Source organism: Flavobacterium aquidurense, from assembly GCF_001404985.1.
GTDB lineage: Bacteria > Bacteroidota > Bacteroidia > Flavobacteriales > Flavobacteriaceae > Flavobacterium > Flavobacterium aquidurense_B.
In genome coordinates, this window is record NZ_JRLF01000012.1 from 465,817 (window position 1) to 479,466 (window position 13,650).

Annotated in this window: 14 protein-coding genes; 4 read left to right on the plus strand and 10 right to left on the minus strand. The window is 33.7% G+C overall.

Going from position 1 to position 13,650, the window contains the following annotated elements:
* Positions 1-41: 41 nt before the first annotated feature.
* From RC62_RS13805 to RC62_RS13830, 6 genes are all read right to left on the minus strand, one after another.
* Entirely contained in the window at positions 42-1,370 is a 1,329-nt protein-coding gene (locus RC62_RS13805) for an aldehyde dehydrogenase (protein ID WP_055096099.1), read from the minus strand.
* Positions 1,371-1,445: 75 nt separating this feature from the next.
* A complete protein-coding gene (locus RC62_RS13810) occupies positions 1,446-2,135 on the minus strand; it encodes an RluA family pseudouridine synthase (protein WP_055096101.1) in 690 nt (229 codons plus the stop codon).
* Positions 2,136-2,201: 66 nt separating this feature from the next.
* Complete coding sequence (locus tag RC62_RS13815) at positions 2,202-2,555, minus strand: four helix bundle protein (protein ID WP_055096103.1); 354 nt, start codon at positions 2,553-2,555, stop codon at positions 2,202-2,204.
* A 117-nt stretch (positions 2,556-2,672) separates the two neighbouring features.
* Positions 2,673-3,491 (minus strand): 3-methyl-2-oxobutanoate hydroxymethyltransferase, encoded by an 819-nt coding sequence (panB, locus tag RC62_RS13820; RefSeq protein ID WP_055096105.1) that lies wholly within the window; start codon positions 3,489-3,491, stop codon positions 2,673-2,675.
* 49 nt (positions 3,492-3,540) lie between these two features.
* On the minus strand, positions 3,541-4,740 hold the full coding sequence (locus RC62_RS13825) for an SH3 domain-containing protein (protein ID WP_055096107.1): 1,200 nt from the start codon (positions 4,738-4,740) through the stop codon (positions 3,541-3,543).
* A gap of 151 nt (positions 4,741-4,891) precedes the next feature.
* A complete protein-coding gene (locus RC62_RS13830; protein WP_055096109.1) occupies positions 4,892-6,319 on the minus strand; it encodes an L-serine ammonia-lyase in 1,428 nt (475 codons plus the stop codon).
* Between the two features lie 310 nt (positions 6,320-6,629).
* Here RC62_RS13830 and RC62_RS13835 point away from each other — a divergent pair, with 310 nt between their 5' ends.
* From RC62_RS13835 to RC62_RS13850, 4 genes are all read left to right on the plus strand, one after another.
* Positions 6,630-8,777, plus strand: coding sequence for a cation:proton antiporter (locus tag RC62_RS13835; protein WP_055096111.1), 2,148 nt, complete (start codon positions 6,630-6,632; stop codon positions 8,775-8,777).
* 34 nt (positions 8,778-8,811) lie between these two features.
* Positions 8,812-9,471 (plus strand): hypothetical protein, encoded by a 660-nt coding sequence (locus RC62_RS13840; RefSeq protein ID WP_055096113.1) that lies wholly within the window; start codon positions 8,812-8,814, stop codon positions 9,469-9,471.
* 163 nt (positions 9,472-9,634) lie between these two features.
* The gene (locus RC62_RS13845; RefSeq protein ID WP_082421298.1) at positions 9,635-10,378 is read left to right on the plus strand and encodes a DUF2625 domain-containing protein; all 744 of its coding nucleotides are present in this window, start codon (positions 9,635-9,637) and stop codon (positions 10,376-10,378) included.
* Positions 10,379-10,423: 45 nt separating this feature from the next.
* The gene (locus RC62_RS13850; protein ID WP_055096115.1) at positions 10,424-10,786 is read left to right on the plus strand and encodes a VOC family protein; all 363 of its coding nucleotides are present in this window, start codon (positions 10,424-10,426) and stop codon (positions 10,784-10,786) included.
* 92 nt (positions 10,787-10,878) lie between these two features.
* Here RC62_RS13850 and RC62_RS13855 read toward each other — a convergent pair whose 3' ends face one another.
* The 4 genes from RC62_RS13855 to RC62_RS13870 all read right to left on the minus strand — a co-directional run bounded on the left by RC62_RS13855 (position 10,879) and on the right by RC62_RS13870 (position 13,650).
* Positions 10,879-11,559, minus strand: coding sequence for a mutarotase (locus RC62_RS13855; RefSeq protein ID WP_055096118.1), 681 nt, complete (start codon positions 11,557-11,559; stop codon positions 10,879-10,881).
* A 6-nt stretch (positions 11,560-11,565) separates the two neighbouring features.
* On the minus strand, positions 11,566-11,934 hold the full coding sequence (locus RC62_RS13860; RefSeq protein ID WP_055096120.1) for an iron chaperone: 369 nt from the start codon (positions 11,932-11,934) through the stop codon (positions 11,566-11,568).
* 89 nt (positions 11,935-12,023) lie between these two features.
* Positions 12,024-12,491: an SRPBCC family protein gene (locus tag RC62_RS13865; protein ID WP_055096122.1), complete on the minus strand. Its 468-nt coding sequence runs from the start codon at positions 12,489-12,491 to the stop codon at positions 12,024-12,026.
* A gap of 208 nt (positions 12,492-12,699) precedes the next feature.
* Positions 12,700-13,650, minus strand: a complete 951-nt coding sequence (locus RC62_RS13870; protein WP_082421299.1) for a polysaccharide deacetylase family protein — start codon at positions 13,648-13,650, stop codon at positions 12,700-12,702.

The following is a 13,650-nucleotide window of genomic DNA, read 5'->3' on the forward strand; positions in this document are numbered from 1 at the left end:
ATATGAAAATCAAAAAAACATTACGAAATTGTTTTTTAGGTTTATATCCAGTCCAATATTCTTTTAATAGTAGCTAATTTATCTTTGTAAGGTGCATATCTCATTGGTAAATCAAGCCAGTTGCCTTTTTTTACAACTGCTTTATGATGCGAAAAAACATCAAAACTCAACTGGCCGTGATATGCCCCGATTCCGCTATGTCCAACACCGCCAAAAGGCAGTCTTTTGTTAGAAAAATGAACGACTGTGTCATTTATGCAACCACCTCCAAATGAGTAGGTTTTGATTAATTTGCGGGCAAACGATTTATTTTCGCTAAAAATATAAAATGCAAGAGGTTTCTCATAACGTCTGATTACGTTTTCTATGTCTTCTTCAGTTTCATATGTCAGGATTGGTAAAATAGGTCCAAAAATTTCTTCTTTCATTACCGGGCTGTCCAATGCTGGTTCCTCAATTAATGTTGGAGATATGTAGAGTTTATTAGCATCTGTTTCTGCGCCAAAAATTACTTTTTCGGCTTCTATCATATTAGCGAGCCTTAACCAGTTTTTAGTATTGATAATACGCGCAAAATCTGGAGATTTTTCTAATTTCTTTCCATAAGATTTGATGATTTCCTCAATCAAAAAAGAGATGAAATTAACCTTCATGTTTTTTTGAACCAAAATATAATCCGGAGCGATACAAGTTTGACCGGCATTGATGAATTTTCCCCATACAATGCGTTTTGCTGCTAGTTTTAGGTTGGCAGTTTCATCGACAATACAAGGATTTTTCCCGCCTAATTCTAAGGTTACCGGAGTTAAATTTTCGGCTGCGGCTTTGGCGACGATTTTCCCAACAGAGACACTTCCTGTAAAGAAAATGTAATCCCAACGCTGTGCTAATAATTTATTAGAGACTTCAACACCGCCTTCAAAAACTTCAACATGACTGATATGAAAAGTTTTCTCGATTATTTTTGCAATTATCGCTGAGGTATTGGGAGTAAGTTCAGAGGGTTTTAAAACTACTCTGTTTCCGGCAGCCACAGCAGAAATCAAAGGACATAATGCCAATTGAAAAGGATAATTCCAGGGTGCAATAACCAAAACGTTTCCATAAGGTTCTTTATAAATATAATCTGTAGAAGGAAAGTTGAGAAGTGATGGTAAAACACGTTTTCGTTTTGCCCATTTATTGATGTTTTTGATAGTGTCTTTCAGTTCCGAAATAACATAGTTTGTTTCGGTTAAAACAGCTTCAAATTCAGGCTTTTTAAAATCATCGTATAAAGCTTTTACAATTAAGTCTTCGCTTTTCTGAATGTTATACAACAATTTTTTTAGCGTTTCTTTTCTGTATCCGATGTCGTTTTTATAGTCCATTTTTTGTGATTCACTTGATTTTTCCTATGCAAGTTAATCGATAAAATTTAAAATTTTCTGAATTGTATCATAAAATCAAAGCGCATTCCAAATTGTTTCGTCCGGAGTTGGCGCAACAATTGTTATATTTTCTTTAGAAACAGGATGAACAAAAACAAGCTTTCTGGCATGCAGGTGAATTCCTCCGTCAGGATTACTTCGGTCAAAACCATATTTTAAATCACCTTTTATAGGAGATCCAATCGCTGATAATTGCGCCCTTATTTGATGATGACGTCCTGTATGCAAATTGATTTCCAGCGCTACATAATTCTGAAGTTCTTTAAAAACAGTGTAATCTAAACTAGCCAGTTTACTGTCCGGAACTTCTTTTAAATGTGCTTTTGAAGTATTATTTTTCTCGTTTCTTTTTAAGTAATGAACCAATTTAGCCGTTTTTTCCTGTGGTTTATTCTTAACAACTGCCCAATATGTTTTTTGAGTTTCACGATTGCTGAACATTTCATTCATTCGGGTCAACGCTTTGCTCGTTCTGGCAAAAACAACAATTCCGGTTGTAGGACGATCTAAACGATGAATCACACCCAGAAACACGTCGCCAGGTTTATTGTATTTGTCTTTAATATATTCTTTTACAACATCAGATAAAGGTTTATCACCCGTTTTATCACCTTGCACAATATCGCCCACACGTTTATTGACCACGATAATATGATTGTCTTCGTGTAGAATTTGGAGGTTTGTTTTATTAGAAAGTACTTTCATTTTAGACTGGCTTAGATTTTTAGACTGACTTAGACTTCTTAGACTTAGATTTTTTAGATTTATTTTTTATACTATTAAAGTCGCTCTAAATCTGGATGTCATTTTTGTAATTTCTTCTAACATATGGATTAATTCACTAGTTTTTTCTTCATTAATGAATCCCAAATCAGATGATATTAAAAGTTGCGTTTCTACTTCGTAAGCAGAACCAATTGCAATTTCTAAAAATCTCGCAAAATCTTTATTGGAGTTTCTTGAGGAACCTTCTGCTATGTTTGAAGGAATAGAAACAGAAGCTCTTTGTAATTGATTCGTTATTCCAAATTTTTCTTCACTTGGAAAAGTTGAAGTCGCACTATAAATTTTAGAACAAAACAATCTGCTTTTTTTCCAAATTAAAAGCTCTTTAAATTGATGCATATTTTAAGATTTAGATTAGATGTCTCAGATATTAGACTTCTTAGATTTATGTTTTAATGAACTAAAGAGTGAAATCTAAGAAGTCTAAGTCAGTCTAAAAATCTAAGTAAGTCTAATCTAATATTGTTCTTTCTCATTAGGAAAATCGCTCGACTTAACATCAGCTGCATATTGCCCAATTGCTTTTGTCATTTCTTCGTATAGGTTTAAATAACGGCGCAGGAAACGTGGACTAAATTCGTTGTTCATTCCTAACATATCGTGAATCACCAAAACCTGACCATCAACACCACCTCCGGCACCAATACCAATAACTGGAATCGAAATGCTTTCAGCAACTTTTTGAGCTAAATCAGCTGGGATTTTTTCTAAAACAATTCCAAAACAACCAATTTTCTCTAACAGTTTGGCATCTTCAATTAGTTTTTCAGCTTCCTGATCTTCTTTGGCACGAACGCTGTAAGTTCCAAATTTATAGATTGACTGTGGTGTTAAACCCAAGTGGCCCATAACCGGGATTCCAGCGTTTAATATTTTTTTGATAGATTCTTTAATTTCTTTTCCTCCTTCAAGTTTTACAGCATGTCCGCCACTTTCTTTCATGATTCTGATGGCAGAACGCAATGCTTCTTTAGGATCAGACTGGTAACTTCCAAAAGGTAGATCTACCACAACCAAAGCTCTTTCTACAGCGCGAACTACAGATGAAGCATGATATATCATTTGATCTAAGGTAATTGGCAACGTCGTTTCGTGACCTGCCATAACATTTGATGCTGAATCGCCAACTAAAATCACATCGACTCCTGCGGTGTCAACAATTTTGGCCATTGTAAAATCGTAAGCCGTTAGCATAGAGATTTTTTCTCCGTTGCTTTTCATTTCGATTAATGACTTTGTTGTGATTCTTTTATAATCTTTTTTTGCTACTGACATTTTGTTTTTTTTTGAAGATGTAAAAGTATTGAATAATTATAGATTGAAATCAGCAATAGAAGAATATTTCGATGGTATATAACTTTCCATCTTTAAATTCTAATCTAAATTCGCTGTCTTCTATTTGTATGGAGTAAGAATGTGGCGCTTTTATGGAAGCACCAATATAAGTACCGTATTTTTCTATAAATGCTTTTTCAGATACTGTGTGGTCTAATATTGCATTTGGGTTTAAAACCAGTTTGTTGTTTTCGTTGATAAAAACCTTAGTGATCTCAGCCTGGTTTTTTTGTTCCTCTACAGAGGCTTGCAAGTCCGGATAATAGTAAAAAAGTTCACTCAAATAGACACCGCATTCATCGCTTACATTTGCTTTTTTTGCAGGTTTTCCAAATGTTTTTACCAGATCTTTTTGAGTCAGGTACCAGGCTTTGGTTTTTATTCCTTTTAGAATAAATTCGGATTTTTTAACGAAAGCAAGAATCTCTTCTGGTTTTTTGTGTTTTGCTACACCTTTTGCTATAGCGATATTTAGCTCTGTATCAGCAAGAAGTTTAGTATCATTTAATTGTTTGACCACTTCATAATATCGTTGATATGCAGGAGCAAGTGTTGTGTTGTCACTATTCCAGGCCAGTTCTACAAGTCGTTCACCAATTGTTTTGCGATCTGTACTATTGGTTACATCCAGTTTGTCAAAGTCTTTTATTAAAGCATTGAAATCCGGTCTGTTGCCTACAAATTTTCTTAATGTAAATCGGGCATATTCATCGCTGAAATTCCCACCTATATTTACCCATTCATCCTGATTTTTTGGCAAATAATTTATAGCAACCGGATCACCGGTATATAGAATTTCCTTGATTTTTGAATTTTTATCGGGTTGTGCACGTGCCTTTAAACCGGCTACTAAAACAAAAAGATGGTTTCCGCCATAATAATTATCTCCGCCTTCTAAAATTGGATTTTCATTGTCTTTGACTTTAATATCTTTTGCATTTAATCTTGTGGCGACATATTTTTCAGGAATATAACCTTCAGATAGATTGTCGGCTTTTACTTTATACCAGCCATTTTTGCTTTCGGATACTAATTGTACTTCGGCACCATATCGAAAATAGCCCAGAAATTCAGCCGAATTATTTGGTGAAGTGTATAAACGCGTATCCGAATTAAGGAAATAGCGTTCTTGTGAATGCAATAAAACAGAGCAAAATAATAAGATTAAGAGAAAGTACTGTTTTTTCATGAAGTTGATTTTGATTTTTTGCCACGAATTCACGAATTATTTTTTCACGCAGATTTAAAAAGATTTAAGCCGATAAGCGCAGATTAATTTAATAAAAATCTAAAATTAATTTGCTCTAATCTTTCAAATCTGCGTGAAACAAAAATATTTTTTAACAATCTGCCATATTTACGGCAATTGCCAATCCGCCTTCTGAGGTTTCCTTGTATTTAGAATTCATGTCTTTTGCGGTTTGCCACATGGTATTGATGACTTTGTCAAGAGGTACTTTTGCATTTTTAGAATCAGTTTCAAGGGCTAATTCGGCAGCATTTATGGCTTTTATGGCACCCATTGTATTTCGTTCAATACACGGAATCTGTACCAATCCGCCAATCGGGTCGCAGGTTAAACCCAGGTGATGTTCCATTGCGATTTCGGCAGCCATTAAAACCTGAGCAGGCGTTCCGCCCATTAATTCGCAAAGTGCGGCAGCGGCCATAGATGACGAAACACCAATTTCAGCCTGACAACCACCCATTGCGGCAGAAATAGTAGATCCTTTTTTAAAGATACTTCCAATTTCTCCGGCAACCATCAGGAATTGTTTGATTTCTTTTTCGCCTGCATTATGATTTTCAATCACCAGATAATACATTAAAACGGCCGGAATTACACCGGCACTTCCATTTGTAGGCGCCGTAACTACACGACCCAAAGAAGCATTTACCTCATTTACGGCAAGTGCAAAACAGCTTACCCATTTTAGGATTTGACGAAATTTTACTTCGGTTTTTCTGATTTCTTCCAGCCACGTTTGCGGGTTTGAATAATTGGATAAACCTATTAAGTTTTGGTGCATATCAAAAGCTCTTCTGCGAACGTTTAATCCGCCAGGAAGAATTCCTCCGGTATGACAGCCAATATACATACATTCTAACATCGTGTTCCAGATGCGCATTAATTCAGAATGAATTTCTGCTTCCGGACGCATCGATTTTTCGTTTTCATAAACAATTTCCGAAATCGATTTGTTTTCTGAAATAGTATAATTTAAAAGCTCAACAGCATTTTGAATCGGGAATGGAAAAGCACATTTTATAACCTCTTTGATTTTGGCATTTGTACGTTCTTCTTTAACGACAAAACCTCCTCCAATAGAGTAAAAAGTAGATTCATATTCAGAATCATCGGCTTTATAGGCAGTGAATTTTAATCCGTTTGCATGAAAAGGAAGAAACTCTTTATTGAAAACAATATCCTGAAGAAAATAAAACGGGATTTTATATTCGTTTGCCAGAATAATTTCGTTTGTATCCTCAATGTTTTTAATGATTCCCGCAATATCATCGATAGGAATATATTCGGGATCTTGTCCACTTAAACCTAACATCACAGATAAATCTGTAGCGTGACCTTTTCCGGTTAAAGAAAGAGATCCGTATAAGTCTACTTTTACACGTTTAATCTGGTCTAAAATTGATTCGTCTTTTAACTCTTCTAAAAAACGTTCTGCGGCTCTCCAAGGCCCTAAAGTATGAGAACTTGAGGGACCAACGCCAATTTTAAGCATATCAAAAACAGAGATACATTCTTCCATTGTGCAATATTTATTAAGACAAAGATAATTGAATAATGCAATGAACATTTATTTTCGTTTGTTAATGTTGCAGTTTTGTTAAAAAATATATTAAATATTAATAATTTGGCAACGAAACATTTTTTATTGCTTAATATGCGGTTTTCGTGAAAAGTTCGCATTTTTTTTAGGTATTTTTGTAATGAAGCAATCACTAAAGAATCCGATTTTTTGTTTTAAATAAATCGGTAAATAACTTCTTGGTTTTATTTTAATTTGAATACTCTTTTTACGAAAAACTAAAATAACTCAGAGAAGATAAAATTACATTATGATAGAATTTTTCAAGCATTTTTTACAAGAATTCGAATTACCACTCAGCAACCCAGTATTGATTTTTTCTTTGATACTTTTCATTATTCTGTTGTCGCCTATTTTACTGAAAAAAATAAATATTCCAGGAATTATCGGTCTTATTATTTCCGGTGTTATCATTGGACCACACGGACTTAATATTCTGGCAAAAAATTCAGCGGTAGATTTATTTTCAACAATCGGACTTTTATATATCATGTTTATTGCGGGTCTGGAATTGGATATGAATGAGTTTAAAGCAAACCGAAATAAGAGTTTATTATTTGGTTTTTTCACCTTTATTTTTCCTTTAACGATTGGGTTTCCGGTTTGTTATTATTTATTGCAATATGATTTTAATGCCAGTTTCTTGACTGCGAGCATGTTTGCTACGCACACACTTGTAGCTTACCCAATTGTGAGTAAACTTGGTATCGCAAAAAATCAGGCTGTTGCCATTACTGTGGGAGGTACAATTTTAACTGATACTGCCGTTTTGATTATACTGGCGGTTATTATGGGAAGCAGCCAAGGGAATCTAAATCAGGCTTTCTGGATAAAATTAACCGTTTCATTGGCGATTTTTTCCGCCATTATGTTTTTGGTTATTCCCAGAATTGCAAAATGGTTTTTTAAGAAATTAGAAAGTGAGAAACATGCCCATTATATTTTTGTGCTTTCTGTAGTTTTCTTTGCAGCGTTTTTAGCCGAAGTAGCAGGAGTAGAGCCAATTATTGGAGCATTCGTTGCCGGTTTGGCATTAAATCCGCTGATTCCGCATTCGTCTGCTTTAATGAACCGAATTGAGTTTATTGGAAATTCATTGTTTATTCCGTTTTTCCTGATTTCTGTTGGAATGCTGGTCGATATCAGTGTGATTCTTAGCGGACCAACGGCATTAATTGTAGCCGGAACCCTGAGTGTTGTGGCTATTTTTGGGAAATGGATTGCCGCTTTTTTTACACAGATCGTTTTTAAATATACAAAGACAGAAAGACAGCTTATCTTCGGATTAAGCAGTGCACATGCTGCAGCAACTTTAGCGGTTATTCTGGTTGGTTTTAAAGCAAAAATCCTGGATGAGAATATCTTAAACGGAACTATTATCCTAATTCTAATAACGTGTATTGTGGCTTCTTTCGCAACGGAAAAAGCAGCAAAAAAAATTGCGATTTGCGAAGAAGAAGTTTCTCATGAAGATGCTCACAGCGACCAGATTTTAGATGAACATATTTTGATTCCGTTAGCAAAAACTTCGGCTACAGCCACTTTATTAGACTTTGCACTTTTGATAAAGGATAAAAAATCAGCTAATCCTATCACTTTACTAACTATTGTTCCCAATAATGATCAGGCTGAGAAAAATATTTTGAAGTATAGAAAAGCAGTTGATAAATTTGTAATTCAGGGATCAGCATCTGAAGTAAAAATAAATACGATTGCCAGAATCGACCATAATCCTGCAAGCGGAATTGCGAGAACATCAAAAGAAATCATGTCGGATATTGTGATTGTAGGCTGGCCAAGAAAAACAGGTTTCCTGGATAAAATTTTTGGAGAAAATGTTGATTCAATTATCAATAATGTAGACAAGAGTCTGTTTATCTGCAGATTTCAAAAAACTTTTATAGAAGAAAAAAGATTGGTTTTTATTTGCCCGCCTTTTTCAGAAAGAGGAGTTGGTTTTCATCTTTTATTACAGAAAATCTACCGATTATCACAAGAATTAAGTATTCCTATTATAATTTATGCCGAGTATAAAACACATCAGGCAATCCAGCAAGTTGCGGCTAATTTAAAACTAAATGCCAAATTAGGGTTTAAAAGCATTCTGGATTGGGATGATTTTGAATCGATCTCAGATGAAATTAAACCAACCGATCTGATTGTATTTAATTTATCCAGAAAAGGGTCAGTTTCGTACCAATCGATCTTTGATAAATTGCCTCAGAAATTCGAAAAATCATTCAGTGAAAACAACTTGATTTTAGTGTATGCACATGACGATCGCAAAGGAACTTCTATGGATGCGTATGAGGATTTTACTGCTACGCCATTAACAAAAGGATTAGAAGCGATTGAACAAATTGGTCGTGGTCTTGGAAATATTTTGAAAAAGGGATAAAGAAAACAACTTATTATAAAATAGCTTTAGTCATATGAAAAATTCTGAGAAAGTAGATCAATTTTTAGCTAATAATGATGAATCAACAATAAAGGATTATCATGATAAACTGTTTGAAAATTTAACTGTATTGAATGAAAAAGAAGATAAGTTAATTGTATGGCAAATTGTTATTATTTTTCTTTACTTATTTGCAGGGAATCTAAAAATCGAAAATTTGAACTTAGGACCAGTATCTATAACTGATACATCTATACTTTTTAAACTAATACCGTTGGTTTTTGTGTATGTCTTATATGATTTAAATTCAGTAAGTCATCAGAAGCAAGAAATTTTGGTGGCATTTAACATTATATCCAAATCAAGATTTGATAAAATGTTTAAAGAAGACGATTTTAATAATTATTTGACAAGAATTTATAAACCATATGCTTTCACAAATTCAATTTCAAATTTTATTAGAGAAAAGGCTAATCTTGTAGAAATTATTTTTGGTTTACTTATACTGATTCCCGCAATGTTAATTTGGACTATCCCATTTGCTATTTTATTTTTAATGATAAGAGATGTTTATATTAATCACTTTAATGACTTATTAGACAAACTTTCTTTTTTTGTTACTATATGGATAACGTCTGTAGTTGTCTATCAAATGATAGCTAGGACAATAATGATATATCGTAAAGAGAACTAATTATATGGTTTTCCATTATTAATAAATGAATGATAAAGACATATCGATTTCAATATTTCTGAAAGTTTTTGTTATTATTTATGTTTTTAAAACACAGTTTTGAAGTTTAGGGAATATTTTGAAGAAAGGATAATTATATTAAATTAATTTTTACAATTGAAAAATGAAAGTAAGGTTTCCATTAATTGTATTGACTTTTATAACTTTTGCAGCCACTGCACAAACCAAAATGAAAGAAGCAGAAGAACTTATAGACAAGGCTGATCCGGGCTGGACAATTGTCGAAGACTGGATTAAAACAGCAAAAAACAAAGTAGAGGTTTTGCCCGTAGATGCATTAAAAGCGAAAGATGCATTGTACAAAACCCAGGTTACAACACGCTCGTCTATGGGAGCGATAGTTTTTATGACAGGCGGTCTTTTAATTGATGACGGATGGATCAGGATTTTAGGTTCCGGAAACTTAAAATTCAATCGCACACTTCCGGATTGGAACAAAGGAAAATCGTTTAAAGAGTTTGGCGAAACGCCTCCTTTTTTATTGATTGCAGATGATGCAATAGGTGGTTTTTATCTTTTAAATGGAGGGGGATTAGGAACTGATGTTGGAAAAGTATATTATTTTTCTCCTGATAATCTTGAATATGAACAACTGGATATTACGTATTCTGAATTTTTAGGATTTTGTTTTAATAATGATTTGGATAAGTTTTACGAAGGTAACAGATGGAATGGATGGAGACAGGAAGTTTCTAAATTAAAAGGGGATGAAGTTTTTAATTTTTACCCGTTTCTCTGGTCTGCCGAAGGAAGTGATATTAATAAAAGTTCCCGCAAAATTATTCCGGTTCAGGAACAATATAATCTAAATCTGGATTTGAGAAAACAACTTGGATTTGATCAATAAAAGTTAGTTCTGAGTCGAGGAAACGAATTTCAAATAAGAGACAAAATGAATCACAAAGCAATATCAATCCGACCTTTTATTGGAGCAAAAGATTTTGAAGTCTCCAGAAGTTTTTACCGTGATTTAGGTTTTGAAGAAATCGTTTTAGAGTCTAATTTTTCTGTTTTTAAAACAGGGGATTTAGCCTTTTATCTTCAGGATTATTATGCAAAAGAATGGATAGAAAATACCATGATTTTTCTTGAAGTCGTGGATGTCGATTATTATTACAATCAGTTATTAACTTTGAACGTAACTGAAAAATATGGTGTAAAACTAACGCCAATTCGCCACTTAGACTGGGGAAGCGAATGTTTTTTACACGATCCTTCGGGTGTTTTATGGCATTTTGGCAAGTTTAATAAATAATTTTAATGCTTGAAGTTTGCCGAATCACACTAATTTTTACTAATTAGAATACACTTAAAATTTAATTATTTAAAAAATTCATGGCTTAAAAATCAAATAATGAAATCGGCTAAATGTATGGTGTTTTCTTCTCTCTGGTACCAATTATTATAAACCAATTCTAAGTTTTTTACTTTTAATTCTCCAAAATCATAATCACGAAATTTCTCTGTAATTTCTATTAATTTTTCTGGATTTTGAAGCTTTTCCTGAAATCGCATTACGGTAGAATGTGCTGCTGCAATGGTGTATCGGCTATCGATACTTTGTTCCAAATCTGATTTTTTAAAGTTCTCACGCAGTTTATCCCTGAAGTTATTCAAAGATTCATCTGTAGGAAAACCCTGGATCATCACTGCAGAAGGAGAAGCTGTTATACCGCGAAACTCAATATTTATTTTATCCAGATGCACAAGACTTTGCTGAATCACGCTAATATAATCTTTAACCTGTATTTTGTCTAAAGTAAAACCGTCGTAACATGAAATAATGGATAGCACAGTAATATGAAGATCTGAATCCGGATAATAATATTGTTCCGGTTCGATTGTTTTTAACTCCTCCAGAAACAACTGAATTTTTGCTTTAATGGTTTCGTTTGGGCGCATAAGTAAGGTGATTCCAAATCGGGAATCTGATGTGTCTTTTATTTGCGTATCGAGTTTATAATTTTCTTCTAAAATAGCTTTAGATGATGTATTATAAAGCTGATCGTAATGTGTGATTAAATCCATTAAAAATTATTTCTTTTTTACTTTTTCAATATTTTCTTTTACTCTGAATTTTACAATTCTGGTAATCAATTCATATGGTATTGGCTGGTTCAGCGGAAATTGTACAGATCCTTTTCCTGATTTATATTGCGAAAGTTCTGCTGTAAAAGCTTCATGACCGCTTGGCAAAGCATATAAACCAATATGATTTTTGAAAGCGGCAAAATAAACTACGATTCCGTTTTGATCAAAAGCCGGCATCGAATAACTGATTTTCTCCTTGGCATCAGGCGCTGCTTTCTGAATGGTTGTTCTTATTTTTTCTAGAATCTCCTGAACATCATTAGGGAATGCGCCAATATATTCATCAATATTTTCCGGTTTTTTTGTTTCCATTTCTTTATTTGTTTTTGTTTCCGGTTTAAAAAGTTTCAGGTTTCAGGTTTGTTGCGAAAACCTGAAATTTGAAACAAAATAAACTTTCTTTATGCCAATCCTTTAGGAAATCGATCTAATACCAGATTCAACTGAATATTGTGTTCTAAATATGCTTTTGCTCCTGCTAAAACTAACGTAAAACCTTCTGTTGAATTGCGAACCTGATCGATTATTTTATCATGATCTCCTTTAAAACCTGAATTGATAATGCTTACAAATGTTTCATTTTCGTCTAGCGGGCTAAAAATCCATTCGACGATAGTAGTTTCATCAGGATTTCCCCATTCGATCACGATTTTTTTATTTTCCTGCAAAACATGAGTTGTTACGGTTAATGAAAAACCGTACATTTCCCATGTCCATTCGGTTTTTGTGTCTTGTTCTAATTTTCCGGAACCTTTTGTAAACCAAAATTTACATGTTATTTCCGGATTTGTGAAAGCCTGAAAAACTTCTGAAACAGGTTTTCTAATCAGCATTTCGGCTTTTGCGAAGTGGTTGTTTTCTGTTTTCATTTGGTGAGAGGTTGTTTGTAAAATGTTGTTTGTAAGATATAAAATGTGAATAAAGTTTAGTTTGAATGGCGTGTAACTTGAAACTTGAAACAAAAAAACTTGAAACAAATTTTTACGATCCCTAAATTAAGAAAGAAATCCCAAATACCTTCAAAAAAAATCCACACAAGTTTTCACCTGTATGGATTTCAAATTCTTAAATATAATTTTATTCGCGTATTGTAGTTTTATCGTTTAATGCCATTTCAGCAATTTCATCTTTACGTTTAAAACTCACACCTTTATGTTGCTGCATATATTTAATAAGATCATTAGCAGCTTTGACCATTTGTGGCGTTCCGCCAATGCGATCATGAAAACTAATCGACATTTGCCTGCGTTGTGTTTCGCTTTCGGCATATAATTGATCAAATTCCATTTTGGCTTGTTGCAGAAATTGGTCAGTTGAGAAGTTTTTTCCCTCAATCAAAACAATATCATTACATCTTAGTGTATAAGGAACTACGGCAAAATCTTTATTTTTTACCTGAATAATAAAAGGTTCATCGCGACTGAGATCATCGATATGATACTTAAACCCCAGTTCTTGTAAGATGTCGAGTGTGTTTTTTCCGCGACGTAACCAGTTTGCATTATAGCCAACAGCAGTAAAACCTGTTATGTTTTTAATAGCATCGACGCCATCTTTTATAAATTTTTTTTCCTCTTCATAAGGCATCGTGTATTGTGTGCTCCAACTCATACCGTGCGCAGCGGCTTCATGACCGCGTTGTACAATTTCTTTGGCAAGTTCAGGATTTTTTAAAACCGCTGTTCCTACCATATGCGAAGTGACTTTTACACCCAATTTATCCCAATTGTCCAACATACGCGGAATCCCTTCTTTATAGCCGTAATCATACCAGGTTGAGGCCGGCAGATCAATATATCCTTTTTGTATATTTTGAGGAAACGGACTTTCAGCATTTTCAGGTTGCCCGCCTGATTCAAATTGCATCGAAATTGAAACCACTAATCTGGAACCATCGGCCCATTTTGTTTTTTGTGGTGATGAAAAAGAGTTTGTTTGTGGTGCGGCAGAGAATGTTTCTATTGGATTTATCATACCAATCATTCCAATAATTCCAGTTTGTTTTATAAAATTTCTTCTTGAGCTCAT

What these genes read in the sequence shown, in the direction of transcription:
- RC62_RS13805 (WP_055096099.1), bottom strand. Translation starts at nt 1,370, where the DNA reads ATGGACTATAAAAACGACATCGGATACAGAAAAGAAACGCTAAAAAAA.
- RC62_RS13810 (WP_055096101.1), bottom strand. Translation starts at nt 2,135, where the DNA reads ATGAAAGTACTTTCTAATAAAACAAACCTCCAAATTCTACACGAAGAC.
- RC62_RS13815 (WP_055096103.1), bottom strand. Translation starts at nt 2,555, where the DNA reads ATGCATCAATTTAAAGAGCTTTTAATTTGGAAAAAAAGCAGATTGTTT.
- panB (WP_055096105.1), bottom strand. Translation starts at nt 3,491, where the DNA reads ATGTCAGTAGCAAAAAAAGATTATAAAAGAATCACAACAAAGTCATTA.
- RC62_RS13825 (WP_055096107.1), bottom strand. Translation starts at nt 4,740, where the DNA reads ATGAAAAAACAGTACTTTCTCTTAATCTTATTATTTTGCTCTGTTTTA.
- RC62_RS13830 (WP_055096109.1), bottom strand. Translation starts at nt 6,319, where the DNA reads ATGGAAGAATGTATCTCTGTTTTTGATATGCTTAAAATTGGCGTTGGT.
- RC62_RS13835 (WP_055096111.1), top strand. Translation starts at nt 6,630, where the DNA reads ATGATAGAATTTTTCAAGCATTTTTTACAAGAATTCGAATTACCACTC.
- RC62_RS13840 (WP_055096113.1), top strand. Translation starts at nt 8,812, where the DNA reads ATGAAAAATTCTGAGAAAGTAGATCAATTTTTAGCTAATAATGATGAA.
- RC62_RS13845 (WP_082421298.1), top strand. Translation starts at nt 9,635, where the DNA reads ATGAAAGTAAGGTTTCCATTAATTGTATTGACTTTTATAACTTTTGCA.
- RC62_RS13850 (WP_055096115.1), top strand. Translation starts at nt 10,424, where the DNA reads ATGAATCACAAAGCAATATCAATCCGACCTTTTATTGGAGCAAAAGAT.
- RC62_RS13855 (WP_055096118.1), bottom strand. Translation starts at nt 11,559, where the DNA reads ATGGATTTAATCACACATTACGATCAGCTTTATAATACATCATCTAAA.
- RC62_RS13860 (WP_055096120.1), bottom strand. Translation starts at nt 11,934, where the DNA reads ATGGAAACAAAAAAACCGGAAAATATTGATGAATATATTGGCGCATTC.
- RC62_RS13865 (WP_055096122.1), bottom strand. Translation starts at nt 12,491, where the DNA reads ATGAAAACAGAAAACAACCACTTCGCAAAAGCCGAAATGCTGATTAGA.
- RC62_RS13870 (WP_082421299.1), bottom strand. Translation starts at nt 13,650, where the DNA reads ATGAGCTCAAGAAGAAATTTTATAAAACAAACTGGAATTATTGGAATG.